The organism is Anaerococcus faecalis (assembly GCF_013371425.1).
GTDB lineage: Bacteria > Bacillota > Clostridia > Tissierellales > Peptoniphilaceae > Anaerococcus > Anaerococcus porci.
Genome location: NZ_JABVBA010000006.1, coordinates 16,522 through 32,274, shown reverse-complemented (window position 1 = coordinate 32,274; position 15,753 = coordinate 16,522). Strand labels below are relative to the sequence as shown.

The 15,753-nt window shown below is 32.7% G+C and carries 18 protein-coding genes; 15 read left to right on the top strand and 3 right to left on the bottom strand.

Going from position 1 to position 15,753, the window contains the following annotated elements; all coding sequences use genetic code 11:
• Window positions 1-23 precede the first annotated feature (23 nt).
• Both HV819_RS11895 and HV819_RS06625 read right to left on the bottom strand, forming a co-directional pair.
• A complete protein-coding gene (locus tag HV819_RS11895; protein WP_407926329.1) occupies window positions 24-179 on the bottom strand; it encodes an SHOCT domain-containing protein in 156 nt (51 codons plus the stop codon).
• Window positions 172-525: an RNA polymerase sigma factor gene (locus HV819_RS06625; protein ID WP_176269802.1), complete on the bottom strand. Its 354-nt coding sequence runs from the start codon at window positions 523-525 to the stop codon at window positions 172-174. Before HV819_RS06625 ends, HV819_RS11895 begins: the two co-directional genes overlap by 8 nt.
• A gap of 183 nt (window positions 526-708) precedes the next feature.
• Here HV819_RS06625 and HV819_RS06620 point away from each other — a divergent pair, with 183 nt between their 5' ends.
• Genes HV819_RS06620 through HV819_RS06600 form a run of 5 tightly spaced genes read left to right on the top strand, consistent with a single transcriptional unit; the run spans window position 709 to window position 5,869 of the window.
• Window positions 709-900, top strand: a complete 192-nt coding sequence (locus tag HV819_RS06620) for a helix-turn-helix domain-containing protein (protein ID WP_176269801.1) — start codon at window positions 709-711, stop codon at window positions 898-900.
• A gap of 24 nt (window positions 901-924) precedes the next feature.
• Window positions 925-1,653, top strand: a complete 729-nt coding sequence (locus HV819_RS06615) for a DNA-methyltransferase (protein ID WP_176269800.1) — start codon at window positions 925-927, stop codon at window positions 1,651-1,653.
• Window positions 1,650-2,720, top strand: coding sequence for a DNA cytosine methyltransferase (locus HV819_RS06610; protein ID WP_176269799.1), 1,071 nt, complete (start codon window positions 1,650-1,652; stop codon window positions 2,718-2,720). Before HV819_RS06615 ends, HV819_RS06610 begins: the two co-directional genes overlap by 4 nt.
• Entirely contained in the window at window positions 2,713-4,566 is a 1,854-nt protein-coding gene (locus HV819_RS06605) for an McrB family protein (protein WP_176269798.1), read from the top strand. Before HV819_RS06610 ends, HV819_RS06605 begins: the two co-directional genes overlap by 8 nt.
• A 4-nt stretch (window positions 4,567-4,570) precedes the next feature.
• Window positions 4,571-5,869, top strand: coding sequence for an LlaJI family restriction endonuclease (locus HV819_RS06600; RefSeq protein WP_176269797.1), 1,299 nt, complete (start codon window positions 4,571-4,573; stop codon window positions 5,867-5,869).
• Window positions 5,870-5,889: 20 nt separating this feature from the next.
• Here HV819_RS06600 and HV819_RS06595 read toward each other — a convergent pair whose 3' ends face one another.
• The gene (locus HV819_RS06595) at window positions 5,890-7,098 is read right to left on the bottom strand and encodes a hypothetical protein (RefSeq protein ID WP_176269796.1); all 1,209 of its coding nucleotides are present in this window, start codon (window positions 7,096-7,098) and stop codon (window positions 5,890-5,892) included.
• A 356-nt stretch (window positions 7,099-7,454) separates the two neighbouring features.
• Here HV819_RS06595 and HV819_RS06590 point away from each other — a divergent pair, with 356 nt between their 5' ends.
• From HV819_RS06590 to HV819_RS06545, 10 genes are all read left to right on the top strand, one after another.
• Complete coding sequence (locus HV819_RS06590) at window positions 7,455-7,967, top strand: sigma-70 family RNA polymerase sigma factor (RefSeq protein ID WP_176269795.1); 513 nt, start codon at window positions 7,455-7,457, stop codon at window positions 7,965-7,967.
• Window positions 7,968-8,057: 90 nt separating this feature from the next.
• Window positions 8,058-8,216, top strand: coding sequence for a hypothetical protein (locus HV819_RS06585; protein WP_176269794.1), 159 nt, complete (start codon window positions 8,058-8,060; stop codon window positions 8,214-8,216).
• Window positions 8,158-8,457, top strand: a complete 300-nt coding sequence (locus tag HV819_RS06580) for a hypothetical protein (RefSeq protein ID WP_176269793.1) — start codon at window positions 8,158-8,160, stop codon at window positions 8,455-8,457. Before HV819_RS06585 ends, HV819_RS06580 begins: the two co-directional genes overlap by 59 nt.
• Window positions 8,457-9,566: a DUF2800 domain-containing protein gene (locus HV819_RS06575; protein ID WP_176269792.1), complete on the top strand. Its 1,110-nt coding sequence runs from the start codon at window positions 8,457-8,459 to the stop codon at window positions 9,564-9,566. The genes HV819_RS06580 and HV819_RS06575 overlap by 1 nt, the downstream gene beginning before the upstream one ends.
• A gap of 1 nt (window position 9,567) precedes the next feature.
• On the top strand, window positions 9,568-10,119 hold the full coding sequence (locus tag HV819_RS06570) for a DUF2815 family protein (RefSeq protein WP_176269791.1): 552 nt from the start codon (window positions 9,568-9,570) through the stop codon (window positions 10,117-10,119).
• A gap of 11 nt (window positions 10,120-10,130) precedes the next feature.
• On the top strand, window positions 10,131-10,328 hold the full coding sequence (locus tag HV819_RS06565) for a hypothetical protein (RefSeq protein ID WP_176269790.1): 198 nt from the start codon (window positions 10,131-10,133) through the stop codon (window positions 10,326-10,328).
• Window positions 10,325-12,256, top strand: a complete 1,932-nt coding sequence (locus tag HV819_RS06560) for a DNA polymerase (RefSeq protein WP_176269789.1) — start codon at window positions 10,325-10,327, stop codon at window positions 12,254-12,256. The genes HV819_RS06565 and HV819_RS06560 overlap by 4 nt, the downstream gene beginning before the upstream one ends.
• Before the next feature lie 10 nt (window positions 12,257-12,266).
• Entirely contained in the window at window positions 12,267-13,055 is a 789-nt protein-coding gene (locus HV819_RS06555; RefSeq protein ID WP_176269788.1) for a phage antirepressor, read from the top strand.
• A complete protein-coding gene (locus tag HV819_RS06550; RefSeq protein WP_176269787.1) occupies window positions 13,055-13,441 on the top strand; it encodes a DUF7768 domain-containing protein in 387 nt (128 codons plus the stop codon). Before HV819_RS06555 ends, HV819_RS06550 begins: the two co-directional genes overlap by 1 nt.
• Entirely contained in the window at window positions 13,442-15,643 is a 2,202-nt protein-coding gene (locus tag HV819_RS06545; RefSeq protein WP_176269786.1) for a phage/plasmid primase, P4 family, read from the top strand.
• Window positions 15,644-15,753 lie beyond the last annotated feature (110 nt).

The following is a 15,753-nucleotide window of genomic DNA, read 5'->3' as shown; positions in this document are numbered from 1 at the left end:
TATCAATATATAGAGCCTCAAAGTCAAGCGATATCAAGCATAAAGCTAAGAATATCCGCATTATATTTCTTAGAAAGTTTTTGAGTCAGATCCTTAAATTCTCTTTGAGTGATGACATTTTCATCCCTTAATTTTTTGAAGATGAGGTAGGAAATATAAAACTTAAACTCATTATTCATGGCCAAACCTATCCTTGATGTAGCACTCATGAGAGCAGTACTTCCTATTTTTATTTCCATAAGCATTAAAAGGTTTATGGCAGTAAGAGCAAGTAAAAGAGTAATATGCCTTACGATTTACCTTGTCTAAGTTATTGTTCCACCAATCTTGTCTACACTTTGATGAGCAGAACTTTTTCCTTTCATCAATCTCACATCCGCAGTTTAAACAGATATGTTTCTTCTTTACACCAACCCCTGTAAGTCCATTACGTCTGCAGTAACTTTTAACCGTATTTATAGATATTTTAAGTGTGTCAGCTATTTCCTTATAGCTGTATCCCTCTTGTCTTAGTTTCTCTATCATGTTAATCCCTCCTACTAGCCCTAAGACAAAAAGAGGGTGTTTGTTAGGTGTGTGTAAAAAAGTTTCTCTAATAGATGACAATAAATATTAATAAATATAAATTAATATCATTTTATATTGAAAAAAATGGTGAAATGAGGTATAATATATAAAAATGTGCCAATAAATAATTAGGAGTAGCTTATGAATGAATTTAAAGAAGAAAGATATATAGGTTTAAAAGAGGCTGCTGAATTTCTGGATATTAAACCAGTTACACTAAGAAGTTGGATAAAAAGAAAATCTACAATGCCTGTTCATAAGGTTGGTAGGTTATGGAAATTTAAAAAGACAGAATTAGACGAGTGGGTAAAAAGCGGGAAAAGCTCGGAATGAAATCTGATGTTGAGGTAAGAAAGAATGATAAGTATTAACATATATAATGATGACTGTATTGAGGTTATGAGTCGATTAGAAAATGGCAGTATTGATTTAATATTGACTGATCCGCCGTATAATCTTGGAAACTTTATGAAAAATAGAGATACAAATTTAGGTAAAATGAGAAAAAATTTCTTTGGAGACGCTGGTTGGGATGATATGGATTTTAAAGAATGGGAAGAATCTATGAATAGATTTTTCGATAAATCTTCTAATGTCATTAAAACAGGTGGTTCAATGATTATTTTCATGTCAATATTGAAAGTAGAAACGCTTATAAAAATTGCTGAAACGCATGGATTTTATTATAAGACAACGGGAATATGGCATAAGACAAACCCAATGCCTAGAAACATGAACATACAGTTTGTTAATTCTACTGAGGCTTGGTTATATTTTGTATATAAAAAAAGGACAGGAACTTTCAATAATGATGGTGCTATGTATCATGATTTTATTGAAACGTCTGTAACATCTAATGGAGAACGTAGATATGGCAAACATCCGACTCAAAAACCTGAAATTTTAATGAGTCATTTTATTGATCTTTTATCTAATCCTGGTGAAACTATTCTAGATCCCTTCATGGGAAGTGGAACTACTGGAGTTGCTGCAAAAAAGTTAGATAGGAATTTTATTGGAATCGAGATAGATGAATGTTATTTTAAAATTGCAAAATCTAGAATTAATGAGGATAAACAAGCATGATTCCAAAAGTTATAGATTTATTTGCTGGTGCGGGGGGTCTATCTTTAGGATTTATGGATGCAGGATTTGAAATAGTATTGGCAAATGAAATAGATAAGTCGATTGCAGAGTCATACATTAAAAATCATCCTTCAACAAAAATGATAATAGGGGATATTACTAAACTTGATATCTATCAAAATTTTATTCCTTACAAAAATGTTGTTGATGTAATAATTGGGGGTCCTCCATGTCAGGGATTTTCACAAAAAGGAAAAAGAAAAACGATAAATGATGAGAGAAATTATTTATTTCAATATTTTGTAAAAGTAGTTTCAATTGTTAAACCAAAATACTTTGTAATGGAAAATGTGCCTAATATATTGACGTCTGAAAATGGTCTTTTTATAGAAGAGATAAATGAGTTATTTTCAAAAATAGGGTATTTCCTTGAATATGGTGTTTTGAATGCTTATGATTTTGGAGTTCCGCAAAATAGGCGAAGAGCAATAATTTTAGGTAAATATAAAGGAATTCCTCCAAAGTTACCGACAGGTTCAAGAGAAAAAGTAAGTATTTGGGATGCAATTAGTGACTTGAATTTTTTGAATTCTGGAGAGGGAGAAGAAAAAATGGAGTATGAAATACCTCCTCAAACTAGATACCAAAAAAGACTTAGGAAAGATAGCAAGATTTTATATAATCATAAAGCGACTAAACATTCAAAATTAGTATTGGAAAGACTTTCTATGATACCGCCAAATGGTGGCAAGGATTCTCTTCCAGCTGAGCACCTAACAAAATCCATATATAGTGGAACCTGGTCTAGAATGAAGATAGATGAACCATCAGTTACTATTACTACTAGATTTGATACGCCTTCTTCGGGTCAGTTTACACATCCTTATTTAAACAGATCAATAACGGTACGTGAAGCTGCAAGAATTCAATCGTTTCCAGATACATTTATATTTATTGGTACTAAGTCGTCTCAAATGAGACAAGTAGGAAACGCTGTTCCACCACTTTTAGCACGAAATATTGCGAGAGTTATAATTAAAGATATTGAGGAGAGGAAAAATGATTAGACCAGACAACCTAGAAATTTATGAATCTTTAGATCTTAAATTAGGTATAAAATCTTCACTACCAGAAGTTAAATCTACAATTGCTTTGTTAATTTTGCTGTGGGAATCCAATGACAGACCAGACATGTTGAAATATTCAGAACAGCAAAACAAGTCAATAGTAATCCCAGCTCAGCTAAAAAGTAATCTTATTAATTTTATTTATGAAAATGTTAGTGATTTTAAAATTATAGATGACAAGTTTGAATACTTAATAAATTCAAATAAACTTTATACTTCCCAAATGGAATCTCTAATTGTTGCTTTTGAGCTTATTTGGAGACTCGGCAAATTTAGTTTTGTTGATAAAGCAAAACCATCCAGCGCTGAGAGAACAGGATTAAATAGATACCCGAAAGAAATTTATTTTTCTTCAAATTTAGATTTAATACATAGTGTTATTTCTAATAACTTTGATGAATTTATTAAAGTGTTAATTGACTGGTTAGGTTATTCAGCGACTTTCGAACAAAATTATGAAACCACATTACTAATTGCCTTACAAGTTTTTACAGAAGGTTCTATATACAAGCTGAATGATAATGGTAAAAGTATAATTTTTAATCAAAATAGTATTTATAATAAATTATTGGACGGCAATGAAAAAATAGACATCAATGGAGATAGTGAATCTAAGGGGCCCTTGAGAGTCTTAAAGTCTGCTCTAAATGAAAAGATGAATCCTTATTTGGAATATAATAGTGGTGCTGTGTCAGTCAATCCTGAACTTAAGGATAGATTCGTCACTTACCAAAAAAGAGTTGAAACTTTTTTGAAATTGTCTACGACAGATTTTACTGATTTAAGAGAATTTCTAATAGGTAATAAATGCCAAAATGGTACAATCTTAGAAAAAACAGAAAGGCTTTCAGGTGGGGAAAACATCCTATTATATGGAGTTCCGGGTTCTGGAAAAAGTTATACAATAGAACAAGAATATTGTAACGATGAATCTAAGATAGAGAGAATAGTTTTTCATCCTGACTACATGAATACAGATTTTATTGGACAAATTTTACCTACGATTAAGGAAGACAAGACAATAACTTATGAATTCACCCCTGGTCCGTTCACAAGGATCGTAGAAAAATCATACAAGAACCCTAGCGATATGTTCTATCTAATTATAGAAGAAATCAATAGAGGTAATGCTCCCGCGATATTTGGAGATGTATTTCAACTATTGGATAGAAATAAATCCGGGGAAAGTTCTTATTCCATAAAAAACCATAATGTAGCTGAAATTGTATATGGAGACCCGGAACATACTGTATCGATCCCTTCAAATCTATCAATATTGGCAACTATGAATACAGCTGACCAGAATGTATTTACTCTTGACACTGCTTTTCAAAGAAGATGGGTTATGAGATTAATAAAGAACGATGTTTCAAAAGCGGAGCATGCAAAAGTTGAAATTTTAGATACAGGTGTAACGTGGGAGATTTTCAATAACACAATCAACGACTTTATTCTTGCAAATAACGCATCAACAATGTCATCTGAAGATAAAAGATTAGGTGCATATTTTATTACCAGAGACATTTTGGAATCAAAAGATGAATCAAAATTTGCTGAAAAAGTTATCAAATATTTATGGGATGATGCTTTTAAGTTTGCAAGAAATAAGTTGTTTGAACCTAGTTACAGAAGTCTTGAAAAAGTAATAGATGATTTTGCAGATTTTAGTGGGTTTGAGAGGTTTAATATTTTTACTTCAGAAGTTAAGGAACAACTGAGAAACAAAGTTAATATTAATCAGATAAATTTGACTGATTCGGATTCTGAAGAAAAATCGGAAGAATAGTTTTATGAGTGGATTTCAAGATGTTAATCCGGATATTCCTTTGACTAAGTATTGTAGGAATGCAACGAACAGAGAAGGAGATACTTTTGTTGGAATTAAATCAGAAAATATTGATGGTGAGCATAATTTATCTATTCATTTTCCGATAGGCTATAAAATATCAGATAATGAAGATGTCGTAAGAGATGAAATTTTAGAACTAGTTTCTGTATTACAAGAATATAATGATGAACGTTCTAGAATTTCTCAGATAGCACCGGAGCAAGTATTAAAAACAGTAAGATTTCCTGTTCAAGCATATATGACTGTAATCATGGAGTATTTGAACAATGGTTACTATCAGATAACAGAAGAACAATTTACAAGAGGTACTTCAGGTCAAATTCACTGGCCTAGAACAGTTCTTTTAGAAACAAAGAATGCCATTCCGACGGAAAACGGAATAGTGTATCCACAATACAGAGTGAAACAGCACAATGAAACAGACAAAGATTTGATAACAGAAATAAATAAATTTTGTGTATATAAGAGTTATATAAGATTAGGCTGGATATATAAACTTCAATCACCTAAAAAGCCTAAGCCTGTTGAAAACACACAGGTGTATAATAGATATCTTAGTGACAAAATATTAAGAACCAATGTTGACAAAGATAAAAGACTGTTCCAAGCAATGTTGGATATATTAAATTTTGAAAACACAATAGATGATCCCGAGCAATTTTACTTTGGAACAAATAATTTCGAATACATTTGGGAAAGGTTGATTCAAGCTACGTTTGGAAATGTAGAAAAAAATTATTATTTTCCAAGGACAAAGTGGCTCCTAAAAATTGGGAAAAATAATGAAAATGCAGCTCTGGAGCCGGACACCATTATGAAGGAATCTGGGGATGTATTTATCTTGGATGCTAAATATTACAAGTATGGTGTAACAAGATTCCCGTCCGACCTACCAAATTCCAGTTCTATTAATAAGCAAATCTCATATGGAGAGTATGTAAGTTTTGATGAGAAATTTGAAGAAGAGAGAAAAGCCGGTATGGAAGTATATAACGCTTTTTTAATGCCGTATGATTCTTGTGAGGATGTATATAACTTTGAGGAAAAAGTTGAAAATTATTATTCGATAGGAGAGGCTGTTTCTGACTGGAAAGACGGAAAAGAAAAATATCAAAGAGTTCAAGGAATATTAATAGATATAAAGTGGTTAATAAAAAATAGCATTCGACCTAGTGGAAAAGAGATTTTTAAATTATCAAATGCGATTAAAAATAGTATTGATGAAAATAAGAAGAAGTAAGTAAATGCAGCGGCATAAACTTACTTCTTTTTTTGAAGTTGTTTTTTCTGATAATTTCTCTGTGCAACTGCATTACAACACACAAGAGAACAATATATCTTTCTGGAGTTCGTTCTGGAAACTTGGAAAAACTCTTTACAGTTGTCATTTTTACATTTTCTCAATTCATTTTCTTTACTATTCATATAAAATAAAGAAAAATAAAGAGCAGTATACAAAGATGGCAATTTCCAATCGGGTTTCATGTCATTGATGTTAAATTTCGGTGTTACGCTGGAAAGATTTGTTTCAAATTCATCTTCTAAAAGAATTTTAGATACTTCCATTAAGGCTTTTAACAGTTTTCTATCCTTTGTGATGTCTTCATATAAGTTATCTTCAAATGTCCCCTCTAATGATATATCACTTTGAGAAAATGTGAGATATTCTGTTGAAAAATGAAATAAAAAATCAACCACAATATTATACTTTGGATCATCTAATAATTGTCTTTTATTTTTATAGACTCTACATAAATTTTTAAACCATTGTGGGAAATTTCCTAGTTTTATATCATTATATGTTTCGACATCTATTTCGTTGATTCCGTTTTTAGACAATAAATCTTTAATCTCAAAATACTCTATCTTTTGTCCATTTACTATTTTTTGTTTTATATTATGTGAACTTTCATTATGTGAATTGGCGCCATCTATCACTGTTTTAACTTTGCTTTTTTTAATAGTAAATACTTCTTTGTCACCTATTATAAATTCGGACTCATCTTTAAAGATTAGATATAAGGTAGCATCAAGCAATTCCTGAACACTATTCACTTTATAAAACAGATAATTATCAAATTGATTATTCATAAGGAAAACAAAGGCTAGTAAATTATTTTTCAAGTCGTTAACCTTATCGATATCTATGCTATAAAAATCATCGTCATCTAGCGTAAATAAAAATCCATATTTTTCAAAGAACGATTTATAAGTGTATAAATCGTCTTTTTTTATGCCTAAAAATTCACCAAGAATATTATTCTTAGATTTATCTTTTATATCAGAAAGTTTTAAGCCTTCCCCATAAAAGTAAGCCACAGGAATATCTTTTTCTTTTACTTTTTTTACAACTAAGTTTTCGACAAGACGATTTGTTTTATTATCAGCTACTTTTTCAATTTCGCAGATACATTTGTCATTTTCAAATGTAAAATATGTCAAAAATTCTCTAGATAAATCCTCGGTCATCTTTAACTCCTCCTTAATAATTGATTATTTAGAAATAATCACTCATTAAATATATTATAGCACATAATTTTCTTATTTTTTCAATTTATTTTTTTTAAAGTGATGAGTAATTTTACATATATTTATCAAAGCCCGAAGTGTGTAAAAATATAAGTGTACCAGCAAGGTACGAAAATATTAAATCTCAAAAGTATGAGTGGCCACGAATACGGAGATGCAAAAAGAATAGAAACTAGTGATAAAGATTAGTTTCTCTTTCAATGCAGCTACCGTTATTTGTCGTGGACAAAACTAAGACTAGCAAATTGAACGCCTCTTTTGCATCTCAAACGAGATGGCAAAGAGAGGTTTTTTTAATGGAAAAACGATGGTTAGAAACACTTATGACAAAAGAGGCAGCAGAAGATTTTGGTTTGGATGTAAAAGACTTAATAAAAGTCAGAAGAAAAGATGGAACTTATTATGTATACAAAGAAGAAGTTAGTAAAGAAGCTTATTTAGAGGCAATTCGAGAAGAACGTAAATATCAGAAAAGACGCCAAAGAATGTTTAAGGAAATGGCTGAAGATGGAGTGAGTATTATTCCTCTACATGAAGTAGAAAAAATGAAAAAGGAAGATAAAAGAAAAAATATTAATCATTTTTATGAATCGGAAATTGAAAATATGGCTGTTAAACATCTGATGTTGGAAGCATTGGCAGAGGAAATTGAAAAACTTCCAGATTTTGATAGAAAACTTATGAAATTAGTTTTTCACACAGATTTAACTCAAAGGCAATTAGCTGAAATTTTAGGGGTTTCTGTGTGGAAAATTAATACGAGTATTAAAAAAAATAAAGAAATTCTAAAAAATAACCTAACAAGATAGTCGATTTTGTCTTAGGGCTAGTGAAGGGATTAAGAACTAAATCTTATATTTAGTTCTCTCCTCTATCACCTAAGGAAGGAGGAAATCTTCATGGAAAAGAAAGAAGAAATGGCGACAAGCTTATATGCCATATCAATTGTAGCGAGGAAATTAGCAAGACAGTTATTAAAAGAAATGGAGGATAAAAAAGATGTCAAGAATAAAGCTACTAATGGAAATCAAAGAAGATGCAGAGAATCTTGTATCTAGTATAGGTGTACTCCTTGCATCAATGGAAAGTGATGAAGAAGTTCCTAAAAAGGAAGAAAAAGTAAATCAGAACGAAAAGATTTATGAGATTGAAGATGTTAGAAAGATACTAGCTAATAAATCAAGATTAGGTCATACAGCTAAGATAAGAGAACTCCTAGAAAAGTATGGAGCTAAAAAGTTATCTGAGATTGATCCAAGTAAGTATAAAGACTTGGTAGCAGACGTAGAGGAACTCTAATGGGCGACCACGCAATACTATCAGCATCATCTTCTAATAGATGGATTCATTGTCCACCAAGCGTTAGGCTTTCTCAACAATGTGAAGATGAGGTTAGTCCGTATGCACTTGAAGGTACCTCAGCTCATGTCTTAGCAGAATATAAACTAAAGAAGTTATTAGGCTTAGATATCAAAGATCCTACTGATGATTTGGACTTTTATGATGAAGAAATGAATGAGTTAACTGAGGGATATGCCTCATATGTAACTGAAGTAATAATTAGGTACGAAAACCCAGCCGTCTTTGTGGAAGAAAGACTTGACCTATCAGGCTATGTTAAAGAGTCATTTGGAACTGCTGACTGTGTAGTTGTAGGTGATAATGACCTCCACATAGTAGATTTAAAGACCGGATATATTTTTGTAGATGCAAAAGAAAACACTCAGCTAATGCTATATGGACTTGGTGCTCTGAATCTCTTCGATGGAATTTATGATATCGAGAAAGTAGTTCTTCATATCTATCAACCAAGAAGATGCAATATATCAACTTATGAAATTAAAAAGATAGAACTTTATAAGTGGGGAGAAACCGTACGAGAGATTGCTGAGAAAGCATATAAAGGCGAGGGAGAATTCTCTTGTGGAGAATGGTGCATTTTCTGCAAAGCAAAGAGCAAATGTAGGAAAAGAGCAGAAGAGAACCTAAAACTAGCACAAGAAGAATTTACCATACCACCAGAATTATCTGATGATGAAATTGAAGAGATTCTACCAAGATTAGACGAACTGGAACAATGGGTCAAAGATATCAAGACCTATGCTTTAGAAAAAGCAATGAGGGGCCATAGATGGAAGGATCTAAAACTGGTTGAGGGCAGATCTAATAGAAAATACCGAGATGAAGATGAAGTAGTTAAGAAAGTAAAAGAACTTGGATTCAATCCCTTTGAAGAAAAGTTACTTGGCATTACAGCAATGACTAAGCTACTAGGTAAGAAAGTCTTTGATGAAAATATTACAGAATTATTAGAAAAACCAAAAGGGAAGTTAACTTTAGTAAGCATTAGAGACAAGAGAGAAGAAGTAAAAATTGACAATGTTAAAGAAGAATTTGGAGGTAAATAATATGTCAAATATCAATAAAACAAAAGTAATTACAGGTGAAGTTAGATTAAGCTATGCGAATGTTTGGGAGCCAAAGTCAATCAATGGTGGTAAAGAAAGATACTCAGTATCTGTTATTATCCCAAAGAGCGACCAAAAGACCATCGAGAAAATTGAAAAAGCAGTAGAGGCTGCAATTGAAGAAGGACTTTCTAAATTTAATGGAAAGAAACCAAATAAGAAAGCTATCAAACTTCCATTAAGAGATGGTGATACAGAAAAAGATGATGAGACTTATGCAGATGCATACTTCTTAAATGCCAACTCTATGACAGCACCTCAAATTGTAGATAGAAACGTAGAACCTATTCTTGATAGAAGTGAAGTCTACTCAGGAGTTTATGCAAGAGTATCTCTTAACTTCTATGCCTACAATGTAAATGGCAATAAGGGCGTAGCGGTTGGGCTAGGAAATATTCAAAAGCTAAGAGATGGTCAACCTCTAGGAAACAGGTCTAATGCAGCAGATGACTTCGATGCAATGGATGATGATGACGAAGATTTCTTAGCATAGGAGGATTTTATATGAAAGAAATAATTTTAGCTATTTTGATGGGATTATGGTCCTACTACTGGTATAAGTTAGGCTATGTTCAGGCTCAAATTAATGAAACACAAAAGAGGATTAGGGAAATTTATAGAGATATAGAGAAACAATTGGATGAAACGCAAAGAACTGTTGATAAATGCATCCAATCATTGGACGAAATTAAATATAAATGAAGAAAATATCAATTGATCTTGAAACCTATTCTTCAGTTGATTTAGGCAAAAGTGGTGTATACAAATATGTCGAGAGTGAGGATTTTGAAATCCTCCTCTTTGCCTACTCTATTGATGATGAAGAAGTTAAGGTCATAGATTTGGCAAGTGGGGAGATGATTCCTGGAGAAATATTATCAGCACTTGATGATGAAAGTATAGAAAAGTGGGCCTTTAATGCCAACTTTGAAAGGGTGTGCTTGTCTAGATATCTTGGAGAGCGTTTAGAGCCTAAAGGTTGGTACTGCACTATGATTTGGTCAGCCTATCTTGGTCTCCCTTTGTCATTAGAAAAAGTGGGAGAGGTTTTGAAATTAGATAAACAAAAAATGGTAGAAGGAAAATCCCTTATTAGATATTTTTCCATTCCTTGCAAACCAACTAAGACCAATGGAATGAGGACAAGGAATCTACCACATCATGATTTAGATAAGTGGTCTACCTTTAAGGAATATAACAAGCGAGATGTTGAAACAGAAATGGCTATAAAGAAAAAATTATCAGCCTTTCCATTACCTCAATTAGAATGGGAAAACTACTGGATAGATCAAAACATCAATGACAGAGGGATTTTAATTGATGAAGTTTTAGTTGATTCAGCTATTAAATTTGATGAAATATTACGAGAAGAAAATATGGACAGAGCCATAGAACTAACTGGTCTTGAAAATCCAAATTCTCCCATGCAGTTAAAAGAATGGCTTAATAAGAAAGGCTTAGAGATAGATTCCTTAGCTAAAAAAGATGTAGAGTCTGCTCTTATAAATGCTGAAGGCGATATTAAAGAAGTCTTGGAACTTAGACAAGAATTATCTAAGTCTTCAGTTAGAAAATATGATGCTATGAAAAATGTAAAAGGAAAAGACAATCGAGCAAGAGGTCTGATCCAATTTTATGGAGCAAATAGAACTGGAAGATATTCAGGAAGGCTTATTCAAGTTCAAAATTTAAGAAGAAATAATCTCAAAGACTTAGACCTTGCTAGGAGTCTTGTAAAAAATAGAGATTACGAAACTATGGAAATTTTATATGAATCACCCTCTGATATTTTATCCCAATTAATAAGAACAGCCTTTATACCAAAAGAAGGCACCAGATTTATTATTTCAGACTTTTCAGCAATAGAGGCTCGTGTCCTTGCATGGCTTGCAGGAGAACAATGGGTTCTAGATGCCTTTGAAAATGGAGAAGATATCTATTGCAGAACAGCATCGAGGATGTTTGGAGTGCCAGTTGAAAAGCATGGAGTAAATGGTCATCTTAGACAAAAAGGAAAGATAGCGACTTTAGCTTGTGGTTATCAAGGGGCCTTAGGTGCTCTTAAAGCAATGGGTGGTATTGAAATGGGTTTATCTGAAGATGAACTTCAATCAATAGTCGATTCCTGGCGAGAGGCTAATCCAAATATAGTAAGTCTTTGGTGGGACATAGATGCAGTCGTAAAAAGAGTTGTAAAAACTAGAAGTAAAGAAGAATATAAGAGCCTAGTTATTAGCTATGAGAAAGGCATTCTTTTTATACAACTTCCTTCAAAGAGAAGACTTGCTTATCCAAAGGCAAAAATTGGGATTAATCGATTTGGTGGAGAATCAATTGTCTATGAAGGAATAGTAGTAGGAAATAAATGGGACAAGATAGAATCTTACGGCGGTAAATTTGTAGAAAACATAGTTCAAGCAATAGCCAGAGATATTTTAGCTGAGGCTATGATGAGGCTTGAGAAAAATGGATTTAATATTGTCATGCATATCCATGACGAAGTTGTAATAGAAAGTGATTCATCTAGCATTGAAGAAATAAATAAAATCATGTCCGTAGTTCCTAGCTGGGCACCTGGACTAATTCTCGATGCAGATGGATTTGAAAGTGAATTTTATAAGAAAGACTAAGGAGGTCTTTATGAACATAGAAATTTTTAGAAATAGCGAATTTAAAGATATAAGAACAATGGTAATTAATGGAGAACCATGGTTTGTAGGTAAAGACATAGCTGAAAATCTCGGTTATATTAACTCAAGTAAGGCAGTTATAAATCATGTTGAGACAGAGGATAAACAATTTATAATGTTAGACTTAGCAGATTCCCAAAATGGGAATGTGCCTAAAGGTCAAACTAAGACAGCTGTTATAAATGAATCTGGTCTATATAGCCTAATTCTATCTAGCAAATTACCTCAAGCGAAAAAATTTAAAAGATGGGTTACAAGCGAAGTTTTACCAAGTATTAGAAGATATGGGATGTATGCTACAGATGAACTTTTAGACAACCCAGATTTATTCATCTTAGTACTTGAAGAATTAAAAAGAGAAAGACAAGAAAAGCTAATCCTAAAGCAGCAGAATTTAGAGATGAAACCAAAGGCGTCCTATTACGATATTGTCTTATCCTGTAAAGAGGCTGTAGCAATAACAGTAATTGCCAAAGACTATGGTTGGTCTGCCAGAAAAATGAATAAGAAACTTCATGAGTTGGGGGTTCAGTTTAAGCAAGGCAAGATCTGGCTTTTATATCAAGATTATGCTGAAGAAGGATATACTTGTACAAAAACTTATCCATTCAATAAAGGAAATGGAGAGGTTGGTACAAAAATTCACACTTACTGGACACAAAAAGGCAGACTGTTTATTTACAATCTTTTAAAATCCGAAGGCTATGTTCCTTTAATTGAAATTAAGGAGGCAGCCTAATGAATAAAGAATTATATAACAGGAGTGGGTGCAAGGACCCCACTCCTTATCAAGCAATTAAAAATGCAGAGAAGAGGTACTATCCCTTGGTATATATCTGCAGTCCATTTTCTGGAGATGTAGAAAATAATATCATCAAGGCACAGAAGTACTCTCGATACGCTTTAAATAAAGGAAACATACCTATAGCACCACACCTACTTTTTCCTCAATTTATGAGTGATGAGAGTGAGAGAAGGCTTGCCATGCATTTTAATTATGTACTTCTTGGAAAATGTAAAGAAGTCTGGGTCTTTGGTGACCATATAAGCGCTGGAATGGCTGAAGAAATAAAGATTGCTGAGAAGAGAAAAATGAAGATTCGTTATATAAAGGAGGTAGCCTAATTGAAAATATATACCTCGAACTTAATAGGAGTGGAGTCAAACTGTGTTTATCCAAATGAGGTTAATGCAGTAGATGTTAGATCTTTTGAGAAAGCTTCAAGATTTGACCATGTAATGGCTAAGTATAAAAATTCCTATCGATCCAACGATAATTTTATAGAGTCAGAATGTGTTCCCATGGATATAGACAATGACCATACAGAAAATTCAGATGAATGGATCTCAGCTAATGACCTAAAAAGGATTTTTGATGGAGTGAAATTTGCCTTAGTTTACAGTAGAAATCACAATAAAGAAAAACATGGGAAGCCCGCAAGACCAAGAATGCACATATATTTTCCAATCCCGAAGATCACAAATTTAGTCGAATATGTAGGGATAAAAGAAAGATTGTCAGAAACTTATACTTTCTTTGATGGCAATGCCTTAGATGGAGCGAGATTTTTCTTTGGAGTTAAGAATCCTGATGTTGAAATAGTTAAGGGGAGAAAATATGTAACTGATATTTTAAAAGATAACTTTGAGGACTTTGACAATTCTCAAGACTTGATTCAGCAAGGCTCTAGAAATTCAACTATGAACCATTTTGCAGGACGAGTTTTAATTCGATATGGAAATACAGATGAGGCAAGAAAACTTTTTGATAAAAAAGCCAGCCTTTGCTCACCGCCACTTCCAGATGAGGAGCTAGAACAAATCTGGAGGTCAGCTTGTAAGTTCTACAAAAAGGTAGCTGCAAGTGAAGATTATGTTCCACCTGAAGAATACAATGAAAGATATGAGGAATATAAGCCAGAGAAACTTACAGATATAGCAATGGCTGAAATCTTTACTAAGCATAACAAAGATAAAGCTATCTACACTATATCTCAAGGCTGGCTTTATTGGACGGGCAAGAAATGGGAAGATTCTGAACTAAAAGTAATGAGTCTTTACATGGAGACTGCTAAAAAAGTTTTAGAAAATGCAAGCATTGAATTTAAAGAGGGCTATCAAGAATTAGCTGATGCTGAAATGATGGGAAATAAGGAAGAAAAAGCACAAGCAAAGTTAAAAGTAAATAGTGCAAAAGCATATCTCAATTTTGCTAAAAAAATGAACGATCATGGAAAAGTATCTGGAATATTAAAACTAGCTAAGTCTTTGTTAGAAGTTAAAAATGAAAAACTTGATGCAGATGCTTTTATTTTAAATACACCTGTTGGAGTTATTGATTTAAAAACAAGTGAAATAAAAGTGCATGACCCATCTTACTATTGCACGAAGATTACTGCAATATCTCCAAGCAAGGATAATATGGATATGTGGATAGCTACTTTAATGGATGTAACTGGTGGAGATGATGAGTTTATTAATTTCTTAAAGTTCCATGCGGGGTCGACATTAATAGGTCATGTTTATGAAGAAGCACTCCTTATAGCTTATGGAGACGGAGGAAATGGGAAGTCTACTGTCTTTAATTCAGAGGCTCATGTTCTTGGAGACTATGCAGGTAAAATCCCAGCTGAGTCTTTAACAACAAGAGCAAAGAATGTGAAGGTTGATCTTGCTGAGTTATGTGGTAAGAGATTTATTTTAGCTTCTGAAACAGAAGAAGGTCAAAGACTGTCAAGTTCAATGTTAAAACAGATAGCAAGTGTTGATGATATTTCAGCAGAAAGAAAATACTATGCGCCATTCTCATTTACACCAACGCATTCTACTATTCTCTATACAAACCATCTACCAAAGGTAGGCTCTAATGATCGAGGAACCTGGAGAAGAATTGTGGTTGCTCCATTTTCTGTAGCCATCAAAAATCCTAAGACAGATTATATAGATAAGCTTTTAGAAAAAGCAGGAGGAGCAATTCTACAGTGGATGATTGAAGGGGCAAAAGAGTATATAGATGCAGGGTTTAAATATCCAAAGTGTAATGTTGTAGATGATGCTAAAAGCTCATATAAAGAAGAGAATGACTGGATAAACCATTTCATTTCAGATAAATGCATAAAAGGAACAAATTATAAAGAAATGAGTGCAAGATTATATCAAGTTTATCGTGAGTGGGCTGGTTCAAATGGAGAATATATTAGAAATAATAGAGATTTTTCACGAGCCCTTATAGCAGAAGGTTATGAAAAGAAAAGGACAAATAGGGGAATTGAATGGAGCGGTATAACCATCAATGATTTAATGGAGTCGGAAGACGACTTTTTATAAATGTATTTTAGTGTACCATTTATAGGCTAAATAAAGATAATTGTATAGAAAAAAGTTTTTCTTAATTAATGAAAAATGCATACACTAAACTACAAAAAGACATGACTATT

What these genes read in the sequence shown, in the direction of transcription:
- HV819_RS06575 (WP_176269792.1), top strand. Translation starts at nt 8,457, where the DNA reads ATGGGCGACCACGCAATACTATCAGCATCATCTTCTAATAGATGGATT.
- HV819_RS06610 (WP_176269799.1), top strand. Translation starts at nt 1,650, where the DNA reads ATGATTCCAAAAGTTATAGATTTATTTGCTGGTGCGGGGGGTCTATCT.
- HV819_RS06560 (WP_176269789.1), top strand. Translation starts at nt 10,325, where the DNA reads ATGAAGAAAATATCAATTGATCTTGAAACCTATTCTTCAGTTGATTTA.
- HV819_RS06620 (WP_176269801.1), top strand. Translation starts at nt 709, where the DNA reads ATGAATGAATTTAAAGAAGAAAGATATATAGGTTTAAAAGAGGCTGCT.
- HV819_RS06615 (WP_176269800.1), top strand. Translation starts at nt 925, where the DNA reads ATGATAAGTATTAACATATATAATGATGACTGTATTGAGGTTATGAGT.
- HV819_RS06565 (WP_176269790.1), top strand. Translation starts at nt 10,131, where the DNA reads ATGAAAGAAATAATTTTAGCTATTTTGATGGGATTATGGTCCTACTAC.
- HV819_RS11895 (WP_407926329.1), bottom strand. Translation starts at nt 179, where the DNA reads ATGAATAATGAGTTTAAGTTTTATATTTCCTACCTCATCTTCAAAAAA.
- HV819_RS06570 (WP_176269791.1), top strand. Translation starts at nt 9,568, where the DNA reads ATGTCAAATATCAATAAAACAAAAGTAATTACAGGTGAAGTTAGATTA.
- HV819_RS06605 (WP_176269798.1), top strand. Translation starts at nt 2,713, where the DNA reads ATGATTAGACCAGACAACCTAGAAATTTATGAATCTTTAGATCTTAAA.
- HV819_RS06550 (WP_176269787.1), top strand. Translation starts at nt 13,055, where the DNA reads ATGAATAAAGAATTATATAACAGGAGTGGGTGCAAGGACCCCACTCCT.
- HV819_RS06600 (WP_176269797.1), top strand. Translation starts at nt 4,571, where the DNA reads ATGAGTGGATTTCAAGATGTTAATCCGGATATTCCTTTGACTAAGTAT.
- HV819_RS06585 (WP_176269794.1), top strand. Translation starts at nt 8,058, where the DNA reads ATGGAAAAGAAAGAAGAAATGGCGACAAGCTTATATGCCATATCAATT.
- HV819_RS06580 (WP_176269793.1), top strand. Translation starts at nt 8,158, where the DNA reads ATGTCAAGAATAAAGCTACTAATGGAAATCAAAGAAGATGCAGAGAAT.
- HV819_RS06625 (WP_176269802.1), bottom strand. Translation starts at nt 525, where the DNA reads ATGATAGAGAAACTAAGACAAGAGGGATACAGCTATAAGGAAATAGCT.
- HV819_RS06595 (WP_176269796.1), bottom strand. Translation starts at nt 7,098, where the DNA reads ATGACCGAGGATTTATCTAGAGAATTTTTGACATATTTTACATTTGAA.
- HV819_RS06555 (WP_176269788.1), top strand. Translation starts at nt 12,267, where the DNA reads ATGAACATAGAAATTTTTAGAAATAGCGAATTTAAAGATATAAGAACA.
- HV819_RS06590 (WP_176269795.1), top strand. Translation starts at nt 7,455, where the DNA reads ATGGAAAAACGATGGTTAGAAACACTTATGACAAAAGAGGCAGCAGAA.